We start from the raw sequence: 12040 nt of genomic DNA, 5'->3' as shown, positions 1-12040 counted from the left end.
CTTGCGGGGTTCCCGGGACCGACGCAGACAATGGTGGACATATTGCCCGGAGTGGACCGGGACGGACGGGAGAACGTGGTGCGCATACCCACCAGAACCCTCGTCACGGCCTGCGCGCTGTCCGCCGCGCTCCTCACCGGGGGCTGCGGCGGCGACGGGGACAAGGCGTCCGACTCCGCCACCTCCGGCGGAGAGGTCTTCCTCCAGCCGGTCGCCGCCCAGGGCCCGGACCCCTTCACCGACTCCACGGCCACCACGACCGCGACCCCGCCACCCGTCACCCGTACGCCCCGGTCCACGGCCCCGACCGGCAGCGCCACGACGGAGGGCGTCCGGTCCGTCTCCGGCGGCACACCGGGCCTCTACGGCGGCACCCGGCGCGTCGGCAGCTGTGACGTCGACCGGCAGATCCGCTTCCTCACCGCCGACCAGGTCAAGGCGCGCGCCTTCGCCCAGGCCGCCGGCATCGCCCAGGCAGGCATCCCCGACTACCTGCGGGGCCTGACCTCGGTCGTACTGCGGGCCGACACCAGAGTCACGAACCACGGCTTCCGGGACGGACGCGCCACCGAGTACCAGGCAGTCCTCCAGGCGGGCACCGCCGTCCTCGTCGACAACCGGGGCGTACCACGCGTGCGCTGCGCCTGCGGGAACCCCCTCAAGCCGCCGGTCGCCCTCCAGGGAAGCCCCGGGCACCACGGTCGCCCGTGGTCCGGCTACGAGCCCACCCAGGTCGTCGTCGTCACTCCGGCCCCGCGGGTGATCGTCAACATCACGATCATCAACATCCAGAACAACACCTGGATCGAGCGGAGGATCGGCGACCACGACGGAGACGAGGACCGTATCGTGCCCGCGCCCGTCGTCGACCCGCACAGCCCGCGCCCGGACGGATCCTCCCCGGCGCCGGACAAGTCGTCTCCGGACGGGTCGTCGCCCGACGGGTCCTCGTCGGAGAGTTCCTCGGAAAGCGCCGACGAGTCCGCGAGCGACTGTGTGACACCGACCGTGACCGTCACCCCCGGCACCGCCGAGGCCACTCCGACGGACGACTCCACGGACACCACCTCCCCGGACCCCTCCGACTGCCCCACGGTCACCGAGACGGCCACCCCCGACCCCTCCGACGACCTGGTGTCACCCCCGGACGGGACGGAGACGGGCACGCAGCCCGACACGGACGTCCCCGACGAGCCCACCGTCGAACAGCCCGAACCGCCACTGGACGACTCCCCGGCCGACTCCCCGGAGAGCGAGGCCGGACCCGACACCGTCCCGGAAGGCCCCGACCTGCCCGACGGCGGCGGCCTGATTCCCGGCTAGGCGCGGTCGTGCGCAACCTGCCGTACATCCGTCGGCCGAGCGGTTCCCGGGGGCGTCCCACGGGTCGAAGAATCGCCCAAATCCTGGCAAGGTGGGCCCATGGTTGATCGGGGAGCGAGCGCCCTGTCACTCCCGGACGACTGGCCCGCCCACCCGGACCCGATCCTGGCGCTCAACCACATGGGCAGCTTCGACTGGGACCTGGACGCCGGAACGTTTCAGATGGATGCCCTGGCCCACGAGATCTTCGACGTGCGCCCCGACGAGTACGACGGCCGCCCCGAATCACTGAGCACCCGGGTGCCACCGACCGAGGGCCGCCGCCTCGACGCCCACGTCTCCCAGGCCATCAAGGACGGAAGCGAGAACTACGGGGCGTACTTCCGGGTCCGCCGCCGTGACGGCACCCTGCGCTGGACCCACACCCAGGGCTACATCAGGCGCGACGAGACGGGCCGCCCGCGCCGCATCATCGGCATCGTCCGCGACGCCACGGAGGAACTCGGCGAGGCCGAGGCCCGCCGCGAGCAGGCCGCCCAGGACAAGGCCCGCCGCCAGCAGACGAACGTCGTGCAGATCACCACCGCGGCACTCGCGCACGCCCACACCGTCCAGGACGTCATCGACGTCCTCAAGGACACCCACGGGGTCACCCACCTGGGTGCCAAGAGCCTCGTCATGGGCCTGGTCGAGGCCGGCCGCATCCGGCTGGTCGCCGAGGGCCCCGAGGGCAGCTTCGTACCGGGCACGCTGGTCACCCGTATCGACGAGCAGTACCCGATGAGCGAGGCCGTGCGCACGCTCGCCCCGCGCTTCATCGAGTCGCCCGAGGAGTTCGCCGAGCGGTACCCGCTGCTCTGGCCCCACATCACCGGTCTTGAGATCACCTCGGCCGCCTATCTGCCGCTCATCGCCCAGGCCAGACCCATCGGTGCCATAGGGCTGCTCTACAACGACCGGCACGGCTTCTCGTCGGAGGACCGCAACGTCCTGGTCGCGCTCGGCAGCAGCATCGCGCAGAGCCTCCAGCGGGCCATGTTCTACGAGCAGGAGAAGGACCTCGCCCAGGGCCTCCAGCAGGCCATGCTGCCGCGCTCCATCCCCAGCGTCCCCGGCGCGGACATCGCGGTCCGCTACCGCTCCGGCTCCCTGGGGCGGGACATCGGCGGCGACTGGTACGACGTGATCCCGCTGCCCGGCGGCCGCGTCGGGGCCGTCATCGGTGACGTCCAGGGCCACGACACGCACGCGGCCGCCGTCATGGGCCAGCTGCGCATCGTCCTGCGCGCCTACGCGGCCGAGGGCCACACCCCGGCCACCGTCATGGCCCGCGCCTCCGTCTTCCTGCACGAACTCGACACCGAGCGCTTCGCGACCTGCCTGTACGCGGAGGTCGATCTGACCACCGGTGTGATGCAGGTCGTCCGGGCCGGCCACATCGACCCGCTCGTCCGTGACACCGACGGCAGCTGCCGCAGACTGCCCGTCGAAGGAGGCCTGCCACTCGGCCTGTCCGCCCTGTTCGGACGCCTCGAATACCCGGTCAACACCCTCGAACTCGACCCCGGCCAGACCCTGCTGCTGTGCACCGACGGCCTCGTCGAACAGCCCGGGATCGACCTCGACGACGGCATGCAGACCCTGCGCGCGCTCATCTCCACCGGCCCCGACGACGTGCGCGACCTCGCGGACCGGCTCATCGACGTGGCCGAGGAACGCGGCGGCGAGGACGACGTGGCGCTCCTCCTGATGCGGCGCCTGGGCCTCGACGCGCAGCGCCCCGGAGGCCGGCTCCAGCAGCACGTCGGGCCCGGCGACCCCGAGGCGCTCGCCGAGGCGCGGCACATGATCCGTGCGGCCGTACGCGCCTGGGGCGCGGGTGAGAGGGCCGACGAGATCGAGCTGATCGCGGACGAGCTGATCACCAACGCCCTGATGCACACGGAGGGCTCCGCCATCGTGACGTTGCGTGTCCTCACCGGACTCGACCGGCGGCTCCGTGTGGAGGTCGAGGACGCGTCCAGCGCGTTGCCGCGGCGGCGGGAGGCGGGGGAGTCCGGGGTTTCCGGGAGAGGGCTGCTGCTGGTGGACCGGCTCGCGGATGTGTGGGGGGTGGAGGCGAGGGGTGGTGGCAAGTGTGTGTGGTGCGAGTTCCTGGTGCCCGACCGGGAGTGAGTGGGGCCAGGGGCTTGTGGGGGCGTTGTGGCCTGCGGGTTGTGGGGGCTTGTCGCGCGGTTCCCCGCGCCCCTGACGGGGCGGGGGTGGCACCCTGGGTTTCATGCCGGAGCTTCCCGAGGTCGAAGCGTTGAAAGACTTCCTGGTCGATCATCTGGTCGGTCACGAGATCGTGCGGGTGTTGCCCGTGGCGATCAGCGTGCTGAAGACGTACGAGCCGCCGCTGAGCGCCCTCGAAGGGCGGGAGCTCGTGGCCGTGCACCGGCACGGGAAGTTTCTGGACCTGGAGACGGACGGCGGGCCGCGCTTCGTGACGCATCTGGCGCGTGCGGGGTGGCTGCACTGGAAGGACCGGCTCCCGGACGGGCCGCCACGGCCCGGCAAGGGCCCTCTCGCGATGCGCGTCGCCCTGGAGACCGGCGAGGGCTTCGACCTCACCGAGGCGGGCACCCAGAAGCGGCTGGCCGTGTATGTCGTACGGGATCCGGGTGAGGTCCCGGGTGTCGCCAGACTCGGCCCTGACCCGCTGGCCGACGACTTCGACGAGGTCCGTTTCGCGAAGCTCCTGCACGGCGAGCGGCGCCAGCTGAAGGGTGCCCTGCGCGACCAGAGCCTGATCGCGGGAGTGGGGAACGCCTACAGCGACGAGATCCTGCACGCCGCGAAGATGTCGCCCTTCAAGCTCGCCTCGGCCCTGACGCCCAAGGAGACAGGGCGGCTGTACGAGGCCCTGCGGACGACCCTCGCCGACGCCGTCGAGCGCTCCCACGGACTCGCCGCGGGCCGGCTGAAGGCCGAGAAGAAGAGCGGCCTGCGCGTCCACGGTCGCACCGGAGAGGCCTGCCCGGTCTGTGGCGACACCATCCGCGAGGTCTCCTTCAGTGACTCGTCCCTCCAGTACTGCCCGACCTGCCAGACGGACGGCAAGCCCCTCGCGGACCGCAGGATGTCCAAGTTCCTGAAGTAGCCGGCCGAGGGCCCTGACCAGCCGTCGGGCACCCGTCTCGGGGCCGTCGGGCGCCGCTGTCTCAGGGGGCCTTGAGTGTCACCAGGGCCTTCCCGTCCGGGTTGCGCACCTCGTACCGGACGACCTCGCCGGGGTGCATCGCCGCCGCGCCCTGCATGGGCTCGGACGGCTGGCCCTCGGCGGTCTCGCCGGTCTTCTCGGGCACGGTCCAGCTGAGTACGACCTGCTCCGAGTCGTCGCGGCCGATGGCGACGAGTTCGCAGCGCAGGAGACTCGGCGCGTTCTTGACCTTCAGGTCCACTTCGCTGCCCCAGGCACGGTTCAGGGTGGTGACCTCGGCCCATACGCCCGACGACGGGTCGGTCGCCGCGACCGTCTGGCCGCCGGAGGACTCGTCCCCGGTGAAGACCGCGACCGCGGGGCCGCCCACGGCGAAGACCACGGCCGCGGCGACCGCGTACAGCCAGCGCCTGCGCCCGCTGCGGCGTGTCGCGACGACATCGTCCAGGAGCCGGTCCAGCAGGGCCGGCCCGGCCTGCGTCATGGGATGCACCGCACGTGGTGTCGCCTGGGCGTAAGCCCGCAACGACCGTGTGGTGGCTGCCAGTTCATGTATCTGAACCGCACACTGGGGACACTCCGTGAGGTGGTCCTCGAAGCGGAAGGCATCCGCCTCGTCCAGCACGCCGAGCGCATATGCGCCGACGTCGCGGTGGCGTTCCAGCGACCTCATACCAAATCCTCGGTGCCGATGGGGTGTGTGTGCGGGGAGTAGTTGCTTGCCCACCGGTACGCAGGAGACCGCCGAATCACTCAAGTCCCGTAGGAAACGAACCAAGAGATTCGGAGCGGACGGGCCTGCGGATTGGTCGAGGTTCAGAAAAAACTGGTCAGGGTAGTTGGGGACGGAAGTGTGTCGGAAAATCGCTCAGAAAAGATGGATCGCCAGGTGCCCCAGTGGCAGCCCCAGCTGCCAGGCGGGTGTCCAGACCTTCGGGCCGTCGTCCTCTCCGATGACGGGACCGCCGCCCGGCACCGCGTCCAGGTCGGGCGCGAGCAGCTCGGTCTCCTCCAGCCAGCGCCAGGCCGCCGTCGCCAGGTCCAGGTCCGGCGCGGGACCACCCGCGTCGATCGCCTCGGCGGCGAGCCCGGCCATGCGCTCCCGCACCCAGTCCTGCCACGGCTGGTCGTACGCCGTCAGCGACAGCCACGTCTCCAGCTGTGTGACGACCCGGATGCCGGAGAGCTCACCGCTCGTGTCCGACAGGAAGATGGTGAGCGCCAGGGCGTCGCGCCCGGCGCGGAACTCGAAGGACGTGGGCGGCATCAGGTCGCCCGTCCGCAGCAGTTCGTCGGCGATGTACTCGGCGTACAACCACGCCATGGGGACGGTGAGTTCACCACCGCCCGCGCCGTCCGTGCTCTCTTGACCTCTGTGCAGCATCCCTTCCTGCCTTCCTCCGGTGCGTGCGCGTCGCCCGACCCCGGGCCCCAGTCCGGAACACGGATGAAGACAGCTGATTGCTCAACCATGGTCCTCGGCAAGGCGCTTTACGGAGGCTTGACCTAGCCTCCGGTTTCACCGCAGGTCGGCCGCGTATCCCGGAAGAACCCGGCGCAGGGCGCGCAGCGCGTAGTACGCGCGAGATTTCACGGTACCGGGCGGAATCCCCAGGGCCTCGGCGGCCTCCGCCACACTCGCCCCCCGGAAATACACCTGCACCAGGACTTCACGGTGCTCGGGAGTGAGTGTCTTCACAGCCTCCCGCACATCGAGGGTCGCCACGGAGCGTTCCGCGTGATCGGCCGCGACCCGCGCACTCTCCAGCACGGCGTCCCCGACCTCGGCGGGCCGCGCCTGACGGGCCCGTCGCGCGTCTATGGCAAGCCGCCGGCCGACCGTCAGCAGCCAGGGCCGTACGGAGTCGAAGTCGTCGGCTCGCAGCGCCTCGGGATGCTGCCAGGCGCGTACGAACGTCTCCTGCACCAGATCCTCGGCACGTTGGCGGTCTCCGTCGGAGAGCCTCAGCATCAGGGCGAAGAGCGGTGCGCCGTGCTCCCGCTGCAATTCGGCCAGCTCGTGCTCGGCGGTCGTCCTGCTGGTCATGGTCGTGGCGGCCGTCATGGCCGTATGCCAGCGCAGGGCGACCCGCCGGGACAGGCCACGGACACGGCTCGTCGGCAGACGGTCGAACCCGTCGACGAACGGTACGACGAACGGTCAACCGGGACGGAAGGCTCCGCCTCCGCATCTCGGTTCGCCCCAATGGCCCCGTCCTGGAACCCCGTTCGGGTCAGTGACAGTGGCGCCTTCTGGACTCCCATCGGCACGCTTATCCGGATACATATCGGTTCGTACTTAAATCAGACCGCATTGAGCGGTATTGAGCCGCATGGGAGCGAGGCCGAGAATGGCGAGGACACTGCGCACCCGACAGGCGACAACGGTCCTCGCGGTCCTGTGCTGCGCCGCAGTTGTCGCGAGCTGTCAAGGGCAGGACGGGCCGAACCGCCGGGGGAGCCCGGTCGGTGGCGGAGCCTCGGCGCAGAGCTTCACCCTCGTCGCCTCCGGTGACGTCCTCCCGCACAGCTCGATCATCGACCGGGCGCAGGCCGACGCGGGCGGTTACGGCTACGACTTCCGCCCCATGCTGTCGGGGGTCAAACCCGTCGTGGCCCGGGCCGACCTGGCGATCTGTCACATGGAGACGGTCTACGGAGCCGACGGCCACTACACCGGCTACCCCACCTTCAAATCCCCGCCGCAGGTGGCCGAGGGCCTCGCCGCGACCGGCTACGACGCCTGCTCGACCGCCTCCAACCACACCCTGGACGACGGCGCCGCCGGTATCCACCGCACCCTCGACGCGCTCGACCGGGCCGGGGTGCGGCACGCCGGATCCGCCCGCAGTGCCGCCGAGGCGAGCGCGCCGACGATCATGCAGACGGGCACTGCCAAGGTCGCCCACCTCGCGTACACCTACGGCACGAACGGCTTCCCGCTCCCGGCCGGCGCACCCTGGGCCGTCAACCTCATCGACCCCGACCGGATCGTCACGGACGCCCGGGCCGCCCGGAAGGCGGGCGCCGACGTCGTGGTCGTGTCCCTGCACTGGGGCACCGAATGGCAGGACGAGCCCGACACCAGGCAGCTGACCCTGAGCAAGCGGCTCACCGGGGCCCGCACGGACGGCCGTCCCGACATCGACCTGATCCTCGGCACCCACGCCCACGTCCCCCAGGCGTACGAGAAGGTCAACGGCACCTGGGTGATCTACGGGATGGTCGACCAGATCGCCGGCAGGATGACCAACCACGGCGGGGCCCAGGACCCCCGCGGCAACGAGAGCACGATCGGCCGCTTCACCTTCGCCCCGCCGGAGAGGTCCGGCGACCGCTGGCGGGTCGAGAAGGCCGAATTCGTACCCCAGTGGTTCGACGTGGACACGGGCCGAGTGATCGACCTCAACAGCGCGCTCGGCCAAGGAGCCGACGTGAGCGCCGTACGCGACCGGATCCGCCGCGTCGTACTCAGCCGGGGCGCGGCCGAGGACGGCCTCGTCATGGCGAAACCGGCGCAGTAGGCAGTGTCGGGGCGCGTTGAGGTGTCTCGCAGGTGCTCCACGGGCCGCGCGAGCTCTACGGCACCACCGTCACCGGCCACCGCCCCGCCTTCACCAGGCGGATCGCGACGGAACCGACGATCCGGTGGCCCGCCTGCTCGGAGGCGCCCACCACGACGGCGTCCGCCTTCAGCTGGTCCGCCGCCGAGACGAGCCCGTTGTACGGGTCGCCGCGGAAGGTGTGGAACTCCCAGCGCACATCGAATATGCCCTTGACCTGCTCGGTCGCGTCCCGGATCTCCCGGACCAGCTCCTCGGCGATCTGGTCGGTCGTCTCCGCGACCGGAACCCCGAGCGCGGCACCGGCCGCCATCACCGGCTGGATGTACACCAGAGCGAGCAGCGCCCGCTGGCGCCGGGCCAGCCCCGCCGCGTAGGCGGCGGCGCGCAGGGACGAGTCGGAGCCGTCCACGCCGACCACGATGACCTTGGGCCCGTCGGTGCCCCGTTCGAACTGGTGGGGGTGCTGTTCCGTCACGGCGCAGAGGCTATCGGAACAGCCCGCTCCCGCAGCCGCCCGGGATCGCGCACGGGCGCGCTCGACAGGCGGCCGGGCCCCGCCCTTCCTACAGTCGAGAGCATGAGTGCCGGCGTCCGGGCGCAAGCCCCGAGGGACCCGAAGGACACGACAGGGCCGATACGCCCGTCGCGGGACGGTCTCCTCAGCAAGGTGCCCGAGGGATTCGCGGTCTTCTTCGCCGCCCTCGGCCTGCTCTGTCTCGTGCTGGCCTTCGTCCCGCCACTGCGCAGGCTGCTGCGCCCGGTCGTCCACGTGCTGAACCTGGTCGTGGTCCCGGTCAGCGCGAACCTCGCGTACGCCGTCTTCCTGTTCCTCCTCGCCGCCGCCATCGCGGCCCGCAAGAAGATCGCCTGGTGGCTGGTAGTCGTCTACCTCGGACTGCTGGTCCTCGTCGACGTGCTGGGCACCGCGATGGGCCAGTACGCCGACTCCGTCCCCTCGCTCGTCGTCTGCGCGCTGGCCCTGGGTCTGCTGATCGTGGCCCGCCGGGAGTTCTACGCGGACTCGCGCAGAGCCGCGGTGCGCCGGGCCCTCGGCGTGCTGTTCGCAGGGCTGGCCGTCGCGATCCTCGTCGGCTGGGGGCTCGTCGAGCTCTTCCCCGGCACACTGCCGCGCGGCCAGCGGCTGCTGTGGGCCGCCGACCGGGTCTGCGGCGGACTGATCTCGGGCGGCGCCTTCGACGGTCGGCCGCCCCGTCCGCTGTTCTTCTTCCTCGGCCTGTTCGGCGCGCTCGCCCTGCTGAACGCGGCCGCCACCCTCTTCCGCTCCCAACGCATGGAGGCGGCCCTGCACGGCGACGAGGAGCGCCGCATCCGCGCCCTGCTGAAGGCGTACGGGGCGGACGACTCGCTCGGATACTTCGCCACCCGCCGCGACAAGGCCGTCGTCTTCTCGCCCAGCGGCAAGGCCGCCGTCACCTACCGCGTCGAGGCCGGGGTGTGTCTCGCCAGCGGCGACCCCGTCGGCGACCGCGAGGCCTGGCAGCACGCCATCGGCGCCTGGCTCGACGTGGCCCGCCGCTACGCCTGGGCCCCCGCCGTCATGGGCGCCTCCGAGGACGGCGCGAAGGCCTACGCGCGCTCCGGGCTCGGCGCCCTCCAACTCGGCGACGAGGCGATCCTGCACGTCGCCGGCTTCGACCTCGACGGCCGCGACATGCGGGTCGCCCGACAGGCCGTGGGCCGCGTCCGCCGCACCGGCGCCACCTGCCGCGTCCGCAGACACTCCACCCTCACCGACGAGGAGATGGAGGCGATCGTCGACAGGGCGGACGCCTGGCGGGACACCGAGACCGAGCGCGGCTTCTCCATGGCCCTGGACCGGCTCGGCGACCCCGAGGACGGCGACTGCCTCCTCGTCGAGGCGCTCGACTCCGACGGCAGGCTGCTGGCGCTGCTCTCCCTCGTGCCCTGGGGCCGCGACGGCGTCTCGCTCGACCTGATGCGCCGGGACCGCAGCGCGCCCAACGGCGTCATGGAGTTCATGGTCGCCGAGCTGTGCGCGGTCGCCGGGAAGCTCGGTGTGCGCAGGATCTCGCTGAACTTCGCCGTGTTCCGCTCGGTCTTCGAGGAGGGCGCCCGCATCGGCGCCGGACCGGTCCTCAGACTCTGGCGCCGACTGCTGCTGTTCTTCTCCAAGTGGTGGCAGCTGGAGGCCCTCTACCGGTCCAACGCCAAGTACCACCCCGAGTGGTATCCGCGCTTCATCTGCTACGGAGACACCGCCGCCCTCGCCCGGATCGGTCTGGCCTCCGGCATCGCGGAGGGCTTTGTCTCCGTACCGTCGCTGCGCACGCTCTGGGGCAGGGGGCACGCGAAGGGCGGGCCGAAACCGGCGAGCACCGAGGGCCTGCCGTCGCTGTCGGCGCTCGGCCTCGACGGAGGGGACGAGGCCGAGGCCGCCGATCCGACCGCGGGACTGCCCGAGCAGGTCCGCATCCGGCACCGCAAACTCGACCGGCTCCGCGCCGACGGCATCGACGCCTACCCGGTCGGCATCCCGCCCCGCACCCACACCCTCGCCGAGGTCCGCGAGGGGCAGCACGTGACCGTCGCGGGCCGCGTCATGCTCGTACGCGACTTCGGCGGGATCCTCTTCGCCGTCCTGCGCGACTGGTCCGGCGACTTCCAGCTCGCCCTCACCCGGAAGGACGCCGGCCCCGCCCTCGACCGGTTCCGCAAGGACGTGGACATCGGCGACCACGTCACCGTCACCGGCCTGACGGGGGTGAGCGACAAGGGGCAGCCCACGGTCTTCGTCACCTCCTGGCAGCTCATCGGCAAATGCCTGCGCCCCCTGCCGGACAAGCGGCGCGGCCTCGCCGACCCCGAGGCCAAGGTGCGCCGCCGCTACCTCGACCTGGTCGCGAGCCCGGACGCCCGGGACGTCGTACGCGCCAGGTCCACCGCCGTCCAGGCCCTGCGCCAGGGCCTGCTGGAGCGCGGCTATCTGGAGGTCGAGACGCCGATGCTCCAGCAGATCCACGGCGGCGCCAACGCCCGGCCCTTCCACACCCACATCAACGCCTACGACCTCGACCTCTATCTGCGGATCGCACCCGAGCTGTATCTGAAGCGGCTGTGCGTCGGCGGCATGGAGAAGGTCTTCGAGATGGGCCGCACCTTCCGCAACGAGGGCGTCTCCTACAAGCACAACCCCGAGTTCACGATGCTGGAGGCCTACCAGGCCTTCGCCGACTACGACGTGATGCTCGACCTCACCCGCGAACTGATCCAGGGCGCGGCGACAGCCGCCTTCGGTGCGCCGATCGCCCGCAAGGACGGCACCGAGTACGACATCTCCGGGCTCTGGCCCGTCCGGACGGTCTACGGGGCGATCTCCGAGGCACTGGGGGAGGAGATCGACGCCGACACGCCCCTGGAGTCCCTGCACCCGCTGTGCGACCGGGCGGGCGTCCCGTACACCGCCGAACACGGCCGCGGCGATGTCGTCCTCGAAATGTACGAACGCCTGGTGGAGGAGAAGACGCAGCTGCCGACCTTCTACAAGGACTTCCCGACCGACGTCTCCCCGCTCACCCGCCAGCACCGCGTGGACCCGCGGCTCGCCGAGCGCTGGGACCTCGTCGCCTTCGGCACCGAGCTGGGCACGGCGTACTCCGAGTTGACCGACCCCGTCGAGCAGCGCCGGCGTCTCACCGCGCAGTCGCTGCTCGCCGCCGGGGGAGACCCGGAGGCGATGGAGCTGGACGAGGACTTCCTCGACGCCCTGGAGTACGCCATGCCGCCCACCGGAGGGCTCGGCATCGGCGTCGACCGGCTCGTCATGTTCCTCACCGGGCTCACCATCCGAGAGACGCTGCCCTTCCCGCTCGTACGCCGCCGCTGAACCGTTCCCGGCCCCCGGGAGCTGCTCTCAACGGGTGCTTTCGTGCGTCCGCACCGGTGGACATGTGCTGCGCCGCACGTCGGC

At 71.3% G+C, this 12040-nt stretch carries 9 protein-coding genes; 5 read left to right on the top strand and 4 right to left on the bottom strand.

Annotation, left to right across the window (positions count from 1 at the left end; translation table 11 throughout):
• Window positions 1-30 precede the first annotated feature (30 nt).
• The 3 genes from JEQ17_RS07570 to JEQ17_RS07560 all read left to right on the top strand — a co-directional run bounded on the left by JEQ17_RS07570 (window position 31) and on the right by JEQ17_RS07560 (window position 4465).
• The gene (locus tag JEQ17_RS07570; RefSeq protein ID WP_234048114.1) at window positions 31-1323 is read left to right on the top strand and encodes a DUF6777 domain-containing protein; all 1293 of its coding nucleotides are present in this window, start codon (window positions 31-33) and stop codon (window positions 1321-1323) included.
• Window positions 1324-1422: 99 nt separating this feature from the next.
• Window positions 1423-3498 carry a SpoIIE family protein phosphatase gene (locus JEQ17_RS07565; RefSeq protein WP_200394489.1) on the top strand — a complete coding sequence of 692 codons (2076 nt, stop codon included), beginning with the start codon at window positions 1423-1425 and terminating at the stop codon, window positions 3496-3498.
• 103 nt (window positions 3499-3601) lie between these two features.
• Window positions 3602-4465 carry an Fpg/Nei family DNA glycosylase gene (locus JEQ17_RS07560; RefSeq protein ID WP_200394488.1) on the top strand — a complete coding sequence of 288 codons (864 nt, stop codon included), beginning with the start codon at window positions 3602-3604 and terminating at the stop codon, window positions 4463-4465.
• A 61-nt stretch (window positions 4466-4526) separates the two neighbouring features.
• Here JEQ17_RS07560 and JEQ17_RS07555 read toward each other — a convergent pair whose 3' ends face one another.
• The 3 genes from JEQ17_RS07555 to JEQ17_RS07545 all read right to left on the bottom strand — a co-directional run bounded on the left by JEQ17_RS07555 (window position 4527) and on the right by JEQ17_RS07545 (window position 6590).
• Window positions 4527-5198: an anti-sigma factor family protein gene (locus tag JEQ17_RS07555; RefSeq protein ID WP_200394487.1), complete on the bottom strand. Its 672-nt coding sequence runs from the start codon at window positions 5196-5198 to the stop codon at window positions 4527-4529.
• 195 nt (window positions 5199-5393) lie between these two features.
• The gene (locus JEQ17_RS07550; protein WP_200394486.1) at window positions 5394-5909 is read right to left on the bottom strand and encodes a hypothetical protein; all 516 of its coding nucleotides are present in this window, start codon (window positions 5907-5909) and stop codon (window positions 5394-5396) included.
• 135 nt (window positions 5910-6044) lie between these two features.
• The gene (locus tag JEQ17_RS07545; RefSeq protein WP_200394485.1) at window positions 6045-6590 is read right to left on the bottom strand and encodes a sigma-70 family RNA polymerase sigma factor; all 546 of its coding nucleotides are present in this window, start codon (window positions 6588-6590) and stop codon (window positions 6045-6047) included.
• Window positions 6591-6876: 286 nt separating this feature from the next.
• Here JEQ17_RS07545 and JEQ17_RS07540 point away from each other — a divergent pair, with 286 nt between their 5' ends.
• A complete protein-coding gene (locus JEQ17_RS07540) occupies window positions 6877-8049 on the top strand; it encodes a CapA family protein (RefSeq protein ID WP_200394484.1) in 1173 nt (390 codons plus the stop codon).
• Between the two features lie 55 nt (window positions 8050-8104).
• On the opposite strand, the gene JEQ17_RS07535 is transcribed toward JEQ17_RS07540, so the two are convergent.
• Window positions 8105-8566: a universal stress protein gene (locus JEQ17_RS07535; RefSeq protein WP_200394483.1), complete on the bottom strand. Its 462-nt coding sequence runs from the start codon at window positions 8564-8566 to the stop codon at window positions 8105-8107.
• Window positions 8567-8668: 102 nt separating this feature from the next.
• Between JEQ17_RS07535 and lysX the strand changes: the two genes are divergently transcribed.
• Window positions 8669-11956, top strand: a complete 3288-nt coding sequence (lysX, locus tag JEQ17_RS07530) for a bifunctional lysylphosphatidylglycerol synthetase/lysine--tRNA ligase LysX (protein ID WP_200394482.1) — start codon at window positions 8669-8671, stop codon at window positions 11954-11956.
• Window positions 11957-12040 lie beyond the last annotated feature (84 nt).

This window comes from Streptomyces liliifuscus (assembly GCF_016598615.1).
GTDB classification, from domain to species: domain Bacteria; phylum Actinomycetota; class Actinomycetes; order Streptomycetales; family Streptomycetaceae; genus Streptomyces; species Streptomyces liliifuscus.
The sequence above is the reverse complement of the archived record's forward strand: the minus strand, read 5'-3'. Positions and strand labels throughout refer to the sequence as shown.